Here is a 15,076-nt window from a genome sequence, read left to right on the forward strand (position 1 = left end):
GGTTAGTCGGCGGGGTCCTCGTAACCCGGCGGCTGACCGAACAAGTTGACGTCCTCGGGCATCAGCCAACCATTGACGTAGTTCGCGTAATAGAGCCCGAACAGAACCGCCGCGAGGATCGTCGCGCGTATGGCGATCCGTCGCGGACGGAAGTTCGTCGGCGCGCTGTCGGCCTGTCCCCGCACCTTTTCAGCACCGTCTTCGTCAGCAGTGCGAATGCCGAACGGCAGGACGAGGAAGGCGCTGAGCACCCAGAACAGACTGTAGATCGCGATGATAGAGGTCCAGTTCACGCGGTGCCGTCCAGCAACATGACCTGTACCTGGGGCTTCTTCCCCGACCAGCGTTGAGCCGCCCGGCGGGCCGCCAGTCGCGCCGCTTCGATGCGCGCCGCGGCATCGCGTGCATCCTTGCCCTTCAACTTGCCGAGCGCGTGAGCCACATCGTTTCGCGCTTCTTCGGCGAACTCTTGGAAGTCCTCGTCAAGCGGCAAGCCCATCGCAGCGATCTCGACGACCTCTCCCCGGCCGATGCCAACCATCACCACGCCGTTGTAGGCCAACCTCCTGCGCATCACGACGGCCTCGCCATCGGCAGGGGCGATGATATCGCCGTCGAGGACGAGACGGCCGGCGCGAACCTCCCCGAACTTGCCGGGCTTTCCCGGCGCAAGCCTGACCAGGTCACCGTTCTGCTGGATCACGGCCTTGGGAATACCCGACTGGCGACCGATCCTCGCCTGCTCGCGCATGTGTCGCATCTCGCCGTGGACCGGAACCAGGATATCGGGACGGAGCCACTGATACAGCGCCTGCAGTTCGGGCCTGCCGGGATGCCCGGAGACATGGATCATGCTTTGCCGGTCGGTGACGATCTCGATCCCGCGCTCGGCCAGCCGGTTCTGGATACGGCCTATCGGGATCTCGTTCCCGGGAATCTGCCTGCTAGAAAAGAGAACGACGTCTCCCGCTTCCAGGGCGATCGGGTGGTTTCCCTCGGTAATTCGAGACAGGGCCGCGCGGGGCTCGCCCTGCCCTCCGGTCGCAAGAATGAGGACTTCTCCGCGCGGCAGGCTCATCGCGGTGTCGAAGTCTACGATGTCGGGAAGATCGCGTAGGTAACCGCTTGCCTTGCCGGTCTCGATAATGCGGTCGAGCGAGCGCCCGGCCACGCAGAGGCTGCGGCCCGTCGATCTTGCGACCGCGCCGAGCGTCTGCAGCCGCGCAACGTTCGAGGCGAAGGTGGTGACGAGAACGCGGCATCCCTTGTGGAGCGCGACCTCGTCCAGCAATCCGCGCAGCACTTCGCCTTCCGAACCGGACGACTCCGGATTGAAGGCATTGGTCGAATCGCACACCAGTGCGAGGACGCCCTCGTCGCCGATTCGCGAGAGTTCGGCCTTTGTGGTCGGAGTGCCGATCTGAGGTTCCTCGTCGATCTTCCAGTCGCCGGTGTGGAACACACGCCCGTAGGGCGTTTCAATGAGAAGCGCATTTCCCTCGGCAATCGAGTGAGCGAGCGGGACGTACCGGATACCGAACGGACCGATGGCGAAGTCTTCGAGGTCGTCGACCACGATGAGTTCGACCCGGTCGGCGATACCCGCCTCCTCGAGCTTGGCGCGAACGAGACGCGCGGTGAAAGGTGTGGCGTAGAGCGGCGCGCCAAGCTCTTCCGCAAAATAGGGCACGGCGCCGATGTGGTCTTCGTGCGCGTGGGTGAGGACGATGCCGAGCAGGTCCTCGCGGCGCTCCTCGATGAACTCGGGGTCGGCAAAGACAAGGTCGATACCCGGATATTCCGTGCCGCCGAAGGTCATCCCCAGATCGACCATCAGCCACTTGCCGTCGCAGCCGTAGAGGTTGACGTTCATGCCGATCTCGCCCGATCCGCCGAGCGCGCAGAATATGAGTTCCTTGCCGGGCTTCACGTTGCGCCCGCCCGGCTCGCCAGGATGCCAAGCCCTTCGATCGTGAGGTCGGCATCGACCGCGTCGAAAAGGTCGGTCGCTTCGTCGAACAGGATCGCGAGACCACCCGTTGCGACCACTTTCGCCGGCCTTCCGATTTCGCTCCGCATTCTTGAAACGAGGCCTTCGATCATTGCAACGTAGCCCCAGAAGACGCCGATCAGCATCTGGTCCTCGGTGTTGCGACCGACGATGCTGTTGCTCTTCGGAACCTCGATGGCGATGCGCGGCAACATCGCGGTGTGACCGACAAGGGCATCGAGCGAGAGGTTGATGCCTGGCGCGATGATACCGCCCTTGTAGGCTCCGTTGAAATCGATCGCGTCGAATGTCGTGGCAGTGCCGAAGTCGATCACGATGAGATCGCCCGGATACTTGGCGTGAGCGGCGACGGCGTTGACCGCGCGGTCGGCGCCAAGAGAGCCCGGCTCGTCTACGTCGATATCAATGGCGTAGGCGACGTTGCCCTGCCCCGCGACCATCGCATCGACATCGAAATAGCGATTGGCGAGAACCTGCAGGTTGTGCAGCGCGCGCGGAACCACGGTCGAAACGATGATGTTGGTGATCGCCTCGCGCGGGATACCTTCTATCTCTAGCAGGCGAAGCAGCCACACCGCGTATTCGTCGGCCGTTCGGCGTGCCTCTGTGGCAATGCGCCAGCGAGCACGGATTTCCGACCCTTCGAGCACTGCGAACACGACATTCGTGTTTCCGGCATCGATGGCTAGCAACATCGCCAATCCTATCCTTTCGTGTCGGCGAGGAGGACTTCGCCGCTCAGTATCGTCTCGACCCTACCATCTCCAAGTCGCAGTTGCATGGCACCGGCATCGTCGAGTCCGACGAATGTCCCTTCCAGACCCTTGCCGTCGGCCCCGGTCACCACCAGTTTCGTTCCCGGCGGGTGAGCGGCCGCACTCCACCTGCGTATGACCTGTGCGGTTCCGGCATCGCGCCATCTGGCAAGCTCCGCATCGAACGTCGCAGAGAGAACCTGCGCAAAAGCATCTCGTTCCGGCGCTGTACCCAGCGCGGAGAGCGCAATCGTTTCGCGCCCGTCGATCACGGGCGCTACCTTGAGGTTGACGCCAACTCCGACGACGACGGAATCGGAACTCCGCTCCAGCAGTATTCCGCCGAGCTTGGCAATTCCGATTAGGAGGTCGTTCGGCCACTTGAGCACCGGCTCGGTCGATAGCGACATTGACTGGCAAATCGCGTCCCGTACGGCGAGACCTGCGACCAGGGCGAGCATGGCCGGTTCCGGATCGGTCCGGCGCAGATGCACGACCGTCGAGCCCATGAAATTCCCGGCACCGTCAAACCACGGACGGCCGAGCCGTCCCCGCCCATCCGCCTGCCGGTCCGCGACGAGCCAGGCCCCTTCGCCGGGCGTTTCACCCGCACGAAGACGTCGGGCCAGATCGGCATTCGTTGATCCGGTGCTTTCGACGGATTGTACGCGCGCCACGTTCCCGCGAGTGCCGGTCACACGGCGAGAAACAGGGCCGTTGCCGCGGCATCGGCGTGCGCGCCGAGCCAGGGCGTGAGCAGGAAGCCAAGCGGCGAGACGAACACCGTCGTGATAACGAGAATCGCCTGATGCGCCCAGTCGCTCTTCCCGGTAACGACTCCAGCCGGCTCGTCGAAGTACATGATCTTGACGACCTTTAGGTAGTAGTACGCGCCGATCACCGAGGCCGCGATGCCGATAGCCGCCAGCGCGATCATGTCTGCCTGGACCGCCGCCTGGAAGACCACGAACTTGCCCCAGAAGCCGAACAGCGGCGGGATGCCGGCGAGGCTGAACATGATGATCGCCAGCGCAGCCGCGAGGCCGGGCCGCGTCGCGGACAGGCCTGAGATGTCGGCGATGGCCTCGACCGGTTCGCCATCCTCGCCCTTCAGCATGAGGACCGCGACGAAGCCGCCCAGCGACATTGCCACGTATATCGCAAGGTAGACGAGCATTGCGGATGCGCCCTCCGGCGTCGCCGCGGCAAGGCCGATCAGCATGAAGCCGACGTTGTTGATCGACGAATAGGCAAGAAGCCGCTTGATGTTCGCCTGCCCGATCGCACCGAGCGCACCAACGACGATCGAAGCAAGGGCCGCGAAGATCACGATCTGCTGCCAGGCATCTGCCTGCGGCCCGAAGGCGTCGAGCGCGACGCGCATGGTGAGCGCCAGCGCGGCGACCTTGGGAGCGGTCGAGAAAAAGGTCGTGACGGGCGTGGGCGCACCTTCGTAGACGTCCGGCGTCCACATGTGGAAGGGCACGGCGCTGATCTTGAAGGCCAGGCCCGCCAGGACAAACACGACACCGAACAGCGCGCCTGTGGACATGTCGCCTGCAAGTGCAACGCGGATGCCTTCGAACGAGGTCGTCCCCGTAAAGCCGTAAGTCAGGCTCATTCCGAACAAGAGGATGCCGCTCGCCAGCGCGCCGAGCACGAAATACTTGAGGCCGGCTTCGGCCGACCGGGCATCTGTGCGGAGGAAAGATGCCAGAACATACGCTGCGAGCGAGTTGAGTTCGAGCCCGATGTAAAGCGTCAGGAGGTCGCTGGCCGAAACCATGATGCCCATTCCCAACGCGGCAAAGAGCACGAGGATCGGATACTCGGCGCGCATCGCACCGTACCGGTCGAAGAACGACGGCGCGATCATCAGGCAGGCGCCTGCAGAGAGGTAGATCAAAATCTTCGCGAAAGCGGCAAACGCATCCGCGCGGAACTGCCCCATGAAGGCAACCGTATCGGGCCCTACCGCGCCGTTCGCCAGCGCTGGCCCGACGAGGAAGGACGCGCCGACAAGCACCGCGACTGCGGCGATGCTGATGGCCTTGCTCGCCTTGTCGCCAACCCAGGCCGCCACGAGCAACAAGATCAGACCCGCAACAGACAGCAGCAATTCGGGGGCGACGAGGCCCAGAGAGTCTTTGAAGTCCATCAGTGAGCTCCCCCGTGCCCAGCAGCTTCGCCTTCTGCTGACGCGGCCATTTCCGGATTACCGGGCGTCACCTGCGCGTCGCCTTCGGGTGCGGATCGCGCGATCCTCGCTTCGAGAGCTGCGATGTCCTGCCGCATGGGCGCAAGAAAGCTTTCGGGATAGATTCCCATCCACAGGACCGCCGCGGCGACAGGCGCCAGCAATGCAAACTCGCGCCAGCTCAGATCGGGCATTGCGGCGGCATCGGCATTTCGCTGTTCGCCATAAGCGACGCGGCGGTAGAGGTAGAGCATGTAAGCGGCGCCGAGAATGATGCCGAGACCGCTGACCAGCGCCACGAGGCTCGAGACCTGGTAGATGCCCGCAAGGCTGAGGAACTCGCCGATGAAGCCGCTCGTTCCGGGCAGGCCGATCGACGCCATGGTGAACAGCAGGAAGAAGATCGCATACTGCGGCATGTTGATTGAGAGGCCGCCGTACCGACTGATCTCGCGGGTGTGCAGCCGGTCATAGATCACGCCAACACAAAGAAACAGCGCGCCCGATACCAGCCCGTGGCTGAGCATCATGATCATCGAGCCTTCGAGGCCCTGCACGTTGAATGCGAACAGGCCGACCGTGACGATGGCCATGTGCGCGACCGAAGAATAGGCGTTCAGCTTCTTCATGTCGTGCTGAACGAGCGCGACCAGCGACGTGTAGACCACCGCCACCATCGAAAGCACGAAGACAAGCCATGCGAACTGCGCGGATGCTTCGGGGAACATGGGCAGCGAAAAGCGGATGAACCCGTAGCCGCCCATCTTGAGAAGCACGCCAGCCAGGATGACCGAGCCCGCGGTCGGCGCTTGAACGTGCGCGTCGGGCAGCCAGGTGTGAACCGGCCACATCGGCATCTTGACCGCAAAGCTTGCGAAGAATGCCAGCCAGAGCCAGGTCTGCGCTTCGGGACTGAAGTCGTAGGCCATCAACGTAGGGATGTCGGTCGTGCCGGCCTCGTTCACCATCCAGAGCATGGCGATCAGCATCAGCACCGAGCCGAGCAGCGTGTAGAGAAAGAACTTGTAGCTGGCGTAAATGCGGTTGTCCCCACCCCAGATGCCGATGATGAGGTACATCGGGATCAGGCCGGCCTCGAAGAAGATGTAGAACAGAAACAGGTCCTGCGCCGCGAAGACGCCGATCATCAGCGTCTCCATCAGCAGAAACGCAGCCATGTACTCGCCGGCGCGCGACTTGACCGACGACCAGCTCGCCCCGATGCACACCGGCATCAGGAAGACCGAGAGCATGATCAGCATCAGCGCGATGCCATCGATACCCAGAGCCCAGGAAAAACCCGCGAACAGCTCGAAACGCTCGGTGAACTGCCATTGCGCTCCGCCGATGTCGAAGCTGGCCCACAGCACGATGCCAAGCGCCAGGTCGACGAGCGTCGCGACGAGCGCGGTGACCCGTGCGGCCCGGGCATCGAGGTAGAGACAGGCAACTGCCGCGGCGAGCGGCACGAGCAGCATCAGGGTGAGGATGGGAAAACTGTTCATCGTATCAGCCCGCCAGCACCCAGGTAACCGCGGCCACGAGGCCGAGCAGCATCACGAGCGCATAGGAATAGAGGAAGCCCGACTGCACCTTCTGCGCCAGCACCGAACCCCTGGAGACGACCCACGCCGCGCCATTGGGGCCGAAGCGATCGATCGTCCCGACGTCGCCGGCTTTCCAGAAGACCCGTCCAAGCCAGCCTGCAGGAACGACGAACGCATAGTGGTAAAGTTCGTCGAAGTACCACTTGTTGAGCAGGAACTGGTGAAGCGCTCCGAACTGCTCGACGAACTGGCCGGGCAGGCTCGTGTTGCGGATATAGGCGTACCAGGCGGCCACGAAGCCAAGCACCATCACTGCAAACGGCGACCACTTCACCCAGGTCGGGACTTCGTGGATCGCATGCATCAGGTGCTCGTCGAAGTAGATGCTTGCCCCCCAGAACAGCGCGCCCTCCTCCGCCTCGACAAAGGCATGGTGGAAGACGAAGCCAGCCAGCACGGCCCCAAGGCTCAGCACGCCAAGGGGCACCAGCATCGTCAGCGGAGATTCGTGCGGGTGATACCCGGCAGTGCCGTCTTCGTGTTCAGGCGCCGGAACGTGGTGGGCGACATCATCGCCGGCATCTTCCTGACTGGCCGGATTGTGGTTTTCCGGCTCGTCGTGACCATGGTGGACGGCATGCCGGATATGTTCAGAACCTGCCCAGCGCGGCTTGCCCCAGAAGGTAAGGAACATCAGACGCCAGGAATAGAAGCTCGTCAGCAGGGCCGCGATGATACCCATCGTGAAAGCGAAACCGCCAAGCTCGGTACCGCTCGCGAACGCTACCTCGATGATCGCGTCCTTCGAATAGAAGCCGGCAAATCCGAAAATGCCCACCAGGCCGACACCGGTGATCGCAAGCGTACCCGCCATCATGGCCCAGAACGTCAGTGGAATCTGCTTACGCAGCGCACCGTAATAGCGCATGTCCTGCTCATGGTGCATCGCGTGGATGACCGAGCCTGCGCCGAGGAAGAGCAGCGCCTTGAAGAAGGCATGCGTGAACAGGTGGAACATCGCCGCGCCATAGGCTCCGACACCGGCGGCGAAAAACATGTAACCCAGCTGCGAGCAGGTCGAATAGGCGATGACCCGCTTGATGTCCCACTGCGTGGTGCCGATCGTCGCGGCGAAGAAGCAGGTGGCAGCGCCGATAAAAGTCACGAAGCCGAGGGCGACGGGGCTCGCTTCGAACAGCGGTGAGAGGCGGCAGACCATGAAGACGCCCGCGGTGACCATGGTTGCGGCGTGGATCAGCGCGGAAACGGGCGTCGGGCCTTCCATAGCGTCCGGCAGCCAGGTGTGCAGCCCGAGCTGCGCCGACTTGCCCATCGCGCCGATGAACAGAAGGATGCAAAGGACGGTCAGAGTATCTAGGCGATAACCGAGAAAGCCGATGGTCGATCCGGCCATGCCCGGAGCTGCTTCGAGGATTGCAGGGATCGAGACCGTTCCGAAGACCAGAAAGACGCCGAAAATTCCAAGCATGAAGCCGAGGTCACCTACGCGATTGACCACGAAAGCCTTGATCGCGGCGGCGTTGGCGCTCGGCTTCTTGAACCAGAAGCCGATCAGCAGATAGGAAGCGAGGCCGACACCTTCCCATCCGAAGAACATCTGGACGAGGTTGTCCGCAGTAACCAGCATCAGCATCGCGAAGGTGAACAGCGAGAGGTAGGCAAAGAACCGGGGCTGGTCCGGATCTTCGTCCATGTAGCCCCACGAGTAGAGGTGCACGAGCGCGGAAACCGTGGTGATGACCACCAGCATGACGGCGGTGAGCGCATCGACACGCAATGCCCAGTCAAAGCTCATCGAGCCCGACTGCACCCATTTCAGCACCGGAACGACATAGGCCTCTCCGCCCGAAAGGAAGCCGAGGAATATCGGCCACGAGAGCACGCAGGCGATGAACAGCGCGCCCGTGGTGAGCGCCTTGGCGATCGTGTTGCCGAGCGCACGGTTGCCAAGCCCCGCCACGATCGCGGCGAGCAGGGGCAGGAAGACAATGACGAGGATCGGGCTCATGGTTTCAGCCCTTCATCCGGTTGACGTCGTCGACCGCGATCGTGCCGCGGCTACGGAAGTATATGACGAGGATCGCCAGCCCGATGGCCGCCTCCCCTGCAGCGACGGTCAAAACGAACATCGCGAATACCTGGCCAGTGAGGTCGCCGAGGAAGGCGCTGAAAGCGACGAGGTTGATGTTGACCGCCAGCAGGATCAGCTCGATCGCCATGAGGATGACGATCACGTTCTTGCGATTGAGGAAGATGCCGAGCACGCCGAGCACGAACAGGATCGAGCTGACGACGACGTAATGTTCGATACCGATCACCTGGCCGTCCCCTTACAGCTTGATGCCCGCGCCCACTTCGGGACGGGTGTTGATCGTGGCGTCCTCCGCGCGGCGGTAGACCTGGCGGGCGACGTTCTGCCCCCGCACTCCCGGACGATGGCGAAGCGTCAGGACGATCGCGCCGATCATCGCCACGAGCAGGATGATGCCCGCCGCCTCGAACAGGAAGAGGTAACGGCTGTAGAGCAGAGCGCCGAGCGCCTCGATGTTCGAAAGGCCGACCGCTGCGCTGGCCGTGCCATCGGGCGTGCCGAGCTGGAGCGCACCGGCGCGATAGGCTCCGACGCCCAAGATGATCTCGGCCAGCAGGACGACCGCGACGAGCATGCCGAGCGGGAAGTTCTTGACGAAACCGGCGCGAAGTTCGGCGAAATCGATGTCGAGCATCATCACGACGAACAGGAAGAGCACGGCGACCGCGCCGACGTAGACGATGACGAGAAGCATCGCGATGAATTCCGCGCCCACGAGGACCATGAGCCCGGCGGCGTTGAAGAACGCGAGGATCAGCCAGAGCACCGAGTGCACCGGGTTGCGAGCAAGGATCGTGATCGCTCCGGACCCGATCGTCAGCACCGCGAAGAGGTAAAAGGCTAAGGTCTGAATCATGTGCCCCGCGCGCCCCTAGCGGTAGGGCGCATCGGCTTCAAGGTTCGCGGCGATGGCCCGCTCCCACTTGTCCCCGTTCGCCAGCAGTTTGGCCTTGTCGTAGAGCAGTTCCTCGCGCGTCTCCGTGGAATACTCGAAGTTCGGCCCCTCGACGATGGCATCGACCGGGCAGGCTTCCTGGCAGAAGCCGCAGTAGATGCACTTGGTCATGTCGATGTCGTAACGCGTCGTCCGGCGCGAACCGTCGTTGCGCGGCTCCGACTCGATGGTAATTGCCTGCGCCGGGCACACGGCCTCGCACAGCTTGCAGGCAATGCAGCGTTCCTCGCCGTTCGGATAGCGGCGCAGCGCATGTTCGCCGCGAAAGCGCGGGCTGAGCGGGTTCTTCTCGAACGGGTAGTTGATCGTCACCTTGGGCTTGAAGAAGTACTTCAACGTGAGGGCATGGGCCTTCACGAACTCCCACAAGGTGAAGCTCTTGACGAGTTGGGCGACGGTCATGCGAAATGTCCAGTGGCCATCAGGTAGCCGGAAATGACGAAGATGAAGATCAGGCTCATCGGCAGGAAGACCTTCCAGCCGAGCCGCATCAGCTGGTCGTAGCGATAGCGCGGCACGGTGGCCATGACCCAGCTGAACATGAAGAAGAAGAAGAATATCTTGACCAGCAGCCAGACGATCCCGGGCACGGCATAGAGCGGCTCCCAGTCGACAGGAGGCAGCCAGCCGCCGAAGAACAGGATGGCGTTGAGCGTGCACATCAGAAGGATGTTGGCGTATTCGCCCAGCCAGAACAGCGCGAAGCTCATCGAGGAATATTCGGTCTGGTAACCGGCGACGAGTTCGGATTCCGCTTCGGTCAGGTCGAAGGGAACGCGCTGTGTCTCTGCAAGGCTCGAGATGAAGAACACGACCCACATCGGGAACAGCAGGATGTTGAAGAAGTACCCGTTTATGAAGCCGAGGCCATGACCCTTCTGCGCCAGCACGATCTCGTTCAGGTTGAACGTGCCGGCCCACAGGACGACGCACACGAGGATGAACCCGATCGAGACCTCGTAGGAGATCATCTGCGCCGATGCGCGCATTGCCGAGAAGAACGGGTACTTCGAGTTCGAAGCCCAGCCCGACATGACGACGCCGTAGACCGACAGCGAACTGATCGCGAGAATATAGAGCAGGCCGACGTTGATGTCGGCCAGCACCGCCTCGGGTCCGAAGGGCACCACAGCCCATGCCGCCAGCGCGACAGTGAACGTCACGATGGGCGCGAGCAGGAAGATACCCTTGTTCGCTGCCGACGGAATGATGGTTTCCTGCAGGAATACCTTCAGGCCGTCGGCAAAGCTTTGCAGGATGCCGAACGGACCGACCACGTTCGGGCCACGCCGCAGGTTGATCGCGGCCCAGACCTTGCGGTCGACGTAGATGATGAGCGCGACTGCCAGCATCAGCGGAAACGCGATCAGCAGGATGCCGCTGACGGTTGCCACGAACCATGCCCATTCGTAGGACATGCCCAGGCCCATGAAGAAGTCGGTCATTCGGCGGCCTCCGCCATATCCTCACCGTGAACCAGTTCGGCCGAGCAGCGCTGCATCGTCGCGCTCGCGCGGGCGATGGGATTGGTCATGTAGAAGTCCCCGATCGGGTAAGCGATCTCGCCGGAAGCCGCGCCCCCGCCCGCCGGCAGGTCATGCCCGTAGTCGGCAAGGCCTTCGATGCCAAGGGCCGGAACTTGCGCGATCATCTCCGCGCGCAGCTCCTCGAAACTGTCGAAGCCCACGGTCACGTCCAGCGCATCGGCGAGCGCGCGCATGATCTTCCAGTCCTCTCGCGCCTCTCCGGGAGCGAAGACGGCCTTGTCGGCGAATTGCACCCTGCCCTCGGTATTGACGTAAGTCCCGGGCTTCTCGCTGAACGCGGCTGCGGGAAGGACGATGTCCGCCGCATGCGCGCCCTTGTCGCCGTGATGGCCGACGTAGACGATGGTCGAATCCGCGAACTTCGCGAAATCGACTTCGTCGGCGCCGAGCGCGAAGATCAGCTTCGGTCTTGCCGCGACGATGTCCGCGATGCCGCCTTTCTGCGCGAAGCCGAGCATCAGCCCGCCCATGCGCGACGCCGCCATGTGAAGGACGTTGAAACCGTTCCAGCGCTCGCCGTCCTCGAGGTCGCGAACGAGGTTCCAGCCCTTCGCGAGCGCGAGCGAGGCTTCAAGGCCACCGCTTCCCAGTCCTGCTCCGCCGACGATAATCGCGGGCCGCGCTGCCTTCGACATCGCTTCGCCGACGTGTGACGGGAGCGATCCGAGCACAGAAAGGTCCGATCCGAGGAATTCGCCGCCGAACGTGGTGTCCCATTCGGGGCCGACTATGAAGACCTTGGCGCCCCGCTTCACCGCCTTGCGCAGCCGCACGTTCACGAGCGGCGCTTCCCAGCGCACATTGGATCCAACGACAAGGACCGCATCGGCGTGCTCGATGCCCCCGAGCGTGGTGTTGAAGTTGACCGCAGCGAGGTTCGAGACGTCGTAGTCCATGCCGGTCTGGCGACCTTCGAGCATCGTCGAGCCTAGCGCTCCGAGAAGCGATTTCGCCGCGAACATAGTCTCGCAATCGAGCATGTCGCCCGCGACCGCGGCAACGCCGGCGCCTGCATTGACCGAAGCGATCGCATCGAAAGCGTCCTGCCAGCTTGCCGCCTGCAACTTGCCGTCGCGGCGGATCCATACCTTGTCGAGCCGGCGGCGGGTGAGGCCGTCGACCTGGTAACGCGCCTTGTCCGAAATCCATTCCTCGTTGACGTCGTCGTTGACGCGCGGGAGCACGCGCATGACCTCGCGGCCGCGGCTGTCGAGCCGGATATTGGCGCCAACCGCATCCGAAACGTCGATCGAGAGCGTCTTCTTGAGCTCCCACGGACGCGCCTCAAACGAGTACGGCCGCGATGTCAGCGCGCCGACCGGACAAAGGTCGATGACGTTCGCCGACATCTCGTGCTTGGCTGCATGCTCGAGATAGGTCGTGATCTGCATGTTCTCGCCGCGATAAAGCGCGCCGATCTCGTCCACGCCCGCGATTTCCTCGGAAAAGCGTACGCAGCGGGTGCAGTGGATGCAGCGGGTCATGATCGTCTTGATCAGCGGACCCATGTACTTCTCGGTGACGGCGCGCTTGTTCTCGTCGTAGCGCGACGCGCCGCGGCCGTAGGCCATCGCCTGGTCCTGGAGGTCGCACTCACCGCCCTGATCGCAGATCGGGCAATCGAGCGGATGGTTGATGAGAAGGAATTCCATCACGCCTTCGCGCGCGGTCTTCACCATCTCGCTGTCAGTGCGGATTTCCTGCCCCTCGGTCGCGGGGAGTGCGCAGCTCGCCTGCGGCTTGGGCGGCCCCGGCTTCACCTCGACGAGGCACATGCGGCAGTTGCCTGCGATCGACAGGCGCTCGTGATAGCAGAAACGCGGGATTTCCTTGCCCGCCAGTTCGCAGGCCTGAAGCACGGTCGCGCCGGCCGGGACCTCGAGTTCCACGCCATCTACGGTGACTTTAGGCATCGTCGGGCTTTCCGATTGCGTAATAGACTACTTCGGCGATCTGGTTGCGCAGGGCAGGCGCGGTAACCGAGAGTTTCTGCCCTTCCATGATGCACTGGGAAAAGCTCGGTGCCATCTCCATAACCGCTTCGTTTTCCTGCTTTCCGCCCGGTTCGGTCGAAAGCAATTTGGCGATCCCGTCGGGATTGTGACCCATGACGCAACCTGCGAAACCTAGCGCGAAAGCACGTGCAGGTACGCTTGATCTGGCACCGTGAAACTTCTCGGCGACGTACATCCCGTCGTCGCCCAGTGCGATCTTTTCCGATCTGATCTCGATATCTTCCTTGCGCGTGAGCGCCTCTGCCAACGCACCTCGCAAATCGGCATGTTCGAACTTGAATCGCATCGTTCCGGTGGCCGATCGCATGTTGCCGACGCCATCGAAAGCCATGTCGGGCGTGCAGTCCCAAAAGTCCTTACCGATCGGTTCGTAACGAAGCTGCTCCTCGAAATTGCCCGGCACCGTGGCAAGATAGAGTTTCACCTCGTTCCTGTGCTTGGTCACCAGGCACCTGGCTGTCCAGAATAGCGCCAGGTTCGGCGGCGTATCCGCGCCGATGTCCCGCCAGTCGCGCTGCTCCTGACCGAAGCGAAAGCCCATCTTGCGCTGCGCATTGGCGGGGCTGACGACAACACCCCCCGCTGCAAGACAGGCAAGGAAAAGTCCCAGTCGCTTCATTCCGCTGCTTCCCGAACGCCGTGGCGTTCCGCAATGCGCCGCTCCAGTTCGGGGCGGAAGTGACGGATAAGGCCCTGGATCGGCCATGCGGCAGCGTCGCCAAGCGCACAGATCGTATGGCCTTCGACCTGCTTTGTGACCTGGTGCAGCATGTCGATCTCCTCGACATTCGCCTCGCCTTCGCGCAGCCGTTCCATCACGCGCCACATCCAGCCCGTGCCTTCCCGGCAAGGCGTGCACTGGCCGCAGCTTTCGTGCTTGTAGAAGTAGGAAAGGCGGCTGATTGCGCGGACGATGTCGGTCGATTTGTCCATCACGATGACCGCCGCGGTGCCGAGGCCCGACTTGAGGTCCTTCAGTCCGTCGAAGTCCATCGGCGCGTCCATGATCTCGGCCGCCGGAACGAGCGGGACCGAAGAACCACCCGGAATGACGGCGAGCAGGTTGTCCCACCCGCCCCTAATACCGCCGCAATGCTTCTCGATCAGTTCGCGGAAGGGAATGCTCATCGCTTCCTCGACAACGCAGGGTTTCTCGACGTGGCCGGAAATCTGGAACAGCTTGGTGCCGTGGTTCTTGTCGCGCCCGAAGGAGGCGAACCAGCTTGCGCCGCGCCGCATGATCGTCGGTGCGACGGCGATGGATTCGACGTTGTTGACCGTGGTTGGGCAACCGTAGAGCCCGGCACCCGCCGGAAACGGCGGCTTGAGACGGGGCTGGCCCTTCTTGCCCTCGAGGCTCTCGATCATCGCGGTTTCCTCACCGCAGATGTAGGCCCCGGCGCCGCGATGGACGAAGACGTCGAAGTCGTAGCCCGAGCCGCTCGCGTTCTTGCCGATCAGGCCCGCGTCGTAAGCTTCCTGAACGGCGGCGGCGAGGGTTTCGGCCTCACGGATGTATTCGCCGCGAATGTAGATGTAGGCGGCACGCGCGCGCATCGCGAAGCCCGCGACCAGCGCACCTTCGACAAGCTTGTGCGGATCGTGGCGGATGATCTCGCGATCCTTGCACGAACCGGGTTCGGATTCGTCGGCGTTGATGACGAGGAAGCTCGGACGCGGATTGCCGGCGCGATCCTTCGGCGGTTCCTTGGGCATGAACGACCATTTCATGCCGGTGGGGAAGCCCGCACCGCCACGGCCGCGCAGCCCGGAGGCCTTGATCTCCTCGATGATCGCGTCCTGCCCCTTGGCGAGGATTGCCTTGGTGTCGTCCCAGTCGCCACGCGCCTGCGCAGCTTTCAGGTTCCACGGCTGATAGCCGTAGAGATTGGTGAAGATGCGATCCCGATCTTCAAGCATGACACACTCCGGCGAA

14 protein-coding genes are annotated in these 15,076 nt (G+C 62.9%); all 14 read right to left on the bottom strand.

All coding sequences use genetic code 11. From position 1 onward, the window contains the following. Nucleotides 1-2: 2 nt before the first annotated feature. From FHS75_RS03125 to nuoF, 14 genes are read right to left on the bottom strand one after another with little or no spacing between them, the layout of a single operon-like run. Nucleotides 3-293: a DUF1467 family protein gene (locus tag FHS75_RS03125; RefSeq protein ID WP_179406244.1), complete on the bottom strand. Its 291-nt coding sequence runs from the start codon at nucleotides 291-293 to the stop codon at nucleotides 3-5. Next, nucleotides 290-1,930: a ribonuclease J gene (locus tag FHS75_RS03130; RefSeq protein ID WP_179406245.1), complete on the bottom strand. Its 1,641-nt coding sequence runs from the start codon at nucleotides 1,928-1,930 to the stop codon at nucleotides 290-292. The genes FHS75_RS03125 and FHS75_RS03130 overlap by 4 nt, the downstream gene beginning before the upstream one ends. Beyond that, a complete protein-coding gene (locus FHS75_RS03135; protein WP_179406246.1) occupies nucleotides 1,927-2,706 on the bottom strand; it encodes a type III pantothenate kinase in 780 nt (259 codons plus the stop codon). The genes FHS75_RS03130 and FHS75_RS03135 overlap by 4 nt, the downstream gene beginning before the upstream one ends. Before the next feature lie 8 nt (nucleotides 2,707-2,714). Next, nucleotides 2,715-3,443 (bottom strand): biotin--[acetyl-CoA-carboxylase] ligase, encoded by a 729-nt coding sequence (locus FHS75_RS03140; RefSeq protein ID WP_179406247.1) that lies wholly within the window; start codon nucleotides 3,441-3,443, stop codon nucleotides 2,715-2,717. A gap of 17 nt (nucleotides 3,444-3,460) precedes the next feature. Continuing rightward, complete coding sequence (gene nuoN, locus FHS75_RS03145) at nucleotides 3,461-4,924, bottom strand: NADH-quinone oxidoreductase subunit NuoN (RefSeq protein WP_179406248.1); 1,464 nt, start codon at nucleotides 4,922-4,924, stop codon at nucleotides 3,461-3,463. Then, nucleotides 4,924-6,468: an NADH-quinone oxidoreductase subunit M gene (locus tag FHS75_RS03150; protein WP_179406249.1), complete on the bottom strand. Its 1,545-nt coding sequence runs from the start codon at nucleotides 6,466-6,468 to the stop codon at nucleotides 4,924-4,926. Before FHS75_RS03150 ends, nuoN begins: the two co-directional genes overlap by 1 nt. A 4-nt stretch (nucleotides 6,469-6,472) precedes the next feature. Then, entirely contained in the window at nucleotides 6,473-8,539 is a 2,067-nt protein-coding gene (gene nuoL, locus FHS75_RS03155; protein WP_179406250.1) for an NADH-quinone oxidoreductase subunit L, read from the bottom strand. 4 nt (nucleotides 8,540-8,543) lie between these two features. Further along, entirely contained in the window at nucleotides 8,544-8,849 is a 306-nt protein-coding gene (nuoK, locus tag FHS75_RS03160; RefSeq protein WP_179406251.1) for an NADH-quinone oxidoreductase subunit NuoK, read from the bottom strand. Between the two features lie 12 nt (nucleotides 8,850-8,861). Beyond that, the gene (locus FHS75_RS03165; RefSeq protein ID WP_179406252.1) at nucleotides 8,862-9,479 is read right to left on the bottom strand and encodes an NADH-quinone oxidoreductase subunit J; all 618 of its coding nucleotides are present in this window, start codon (nucleotides 9,477-9,479) and stop codon (nucleotides 8,862-8,864) included. A 15-nt stretch (nucleotides 9,480-9,494) separates the two neighbouring features. Continuing rightward, entirely contained in the window at nucleotides 9,495-9,980 is a 486-nt protein-coding gene (gene nuoI, locus FHS75_RS03170; RefSeq protein WP_179406253.1) for an NADH-quinone oxidoreductase subunit NuoI, read from the bottom strand. Next, complete coding sequence (gene nuoH, locus FHS75_RS03175; RefSeq protein WP_179406254.1) at nucleotides 9,977-11,023, bottom strand: NADH-quinone oxidoreductase subunit NuoH; 1,047 nt, start codon at nucleotides 11,021-11,023, stop codon at nucleotides 9,977-9,979. The genes nuoI and nuoH overlap by 4 nt, the downstream gene beginning before the upstream one ends. Further along, entirely contained in the window at nucleotides 11,020-13,038 is a 2,019-nt protein-coding gene (gene nuoG, locus FHS75_RS03180) for an NADH-quinone oxidoreductase subunit NuoG (protein WP_179406255.1), read from the bottom strand. The genes nuoH and nuoG overlap by 4 nt, the downstream gene beginning before the upstream one ends. Next, nucleotides 13,031-13,759 (bottom strand): hypothetical protein, encoded by a 729-nt coding sequence (locus FHS75_RS03185; protein ID WP_179406256.1) that lies wholly within the window; start codon nucleotides 13,757-13,759, stop codon nucleotides 13,031-13,033. Before FHS75_RS03185 ends, nuoG begins: the two co-directional genes overlap by 8 nt. Then, nucleotides 13,756-15,060, bottom strand: coding sequence for an NADH-quinone oxidoreductase subunit NuoF (nuoF, locus tag FHS75_RS03190; protein WP_179406257.1), 1,305 nt, complete (start codon nucleotides 15,058-15,060; stop codon nucleotides 13,756-13,758). Before nuoF ends, FHS75_RS03185 begins: the two co-directional genes overlap by 4 nt. Between the last annotated feature and the right edge of the window lie 16 nt (nucleotides 15,061-15,076).

The organism is Novosphingobium marinum (assembly GCF_013408095.1).
Lineage (GTDB): Bacteria > Pseudomonadota > Alphaproteobacteria > Sphingomonadales > Sphingomonadaceae > Novosphingobium > Novosphingobium marinum.

Bases quoted from the DNA above. Each gene is read 5' to 3' on its own strand.
- FHS75_RS03135 (WP_179406246.1), bottom strand. From the start codon at position 2,706: ATGTTGCTAGCCATCGATGCCGGAAACACGAATGTCGTGTTCGCAGTG.
- nuoN (WP_179406248.1), bottom strand. From the start codon at position 4,924: ATGGACTTCAAAGACTCTCTGGGCCTCGTCGCCCCCGAATTGCTGCTG.
- FHS75_RS03150 (WP_179406249.1), bottom strand. From the start codon at position 6,468: ATGAACAGTTTTCCCATCCTCACCCTGATGCTGCTCGTGCCGCTCGCC.
- nuoL (WP_179406250.1), bottom strand. From the start codon at position 8,539: ATGAGCCCGATCCTCGTCATTGTCTTCCTGCCCCTGCTCGCCGCGATC.
- FHS75_RS03165 (WP_179406252.1), bottom strand. From the start codon at position 9,479: ATGATTCAGACCTTAGCCTTTTACCTCTTCGCGGTGCTGACGATCGGG.
- nuoI (WP_179406253.1), bottom strand. From the start codon at position 9,980: ATGACCGTCGCCCAACTCGTCAAGAGCTTCACCTTGTGGGAGTTCGTG.
- nuoH (WP_179406254.1), bottom strand. From the start codon at position 11,023: ATGACCGACTTCTTCATGGGCCTGGGCATGTCCTACGAATGGGCATGG.
- nuoG (WP_179406255.1), bottom strand. From the start codon at position 13,038: ATGCCTAAAGTCACCGTAGATGGCGTGGAACTCGAGGTCCCGGCCGGC.
- FHS75_RS03185 (WP_179406256.1), bottom strand. From the start codon at position 13,759: ATGAAGCGACTGGGACTTTTCCTTGCCTGTCTTGCAGCGGGGGGTGTT.
- nuoF (WP_179406257.1), bottom strand. From the start codon at position 15,060: ATGCTTGAAGATCGGGATCGCATCTTCACCAATCTCTACGGCTATCAG.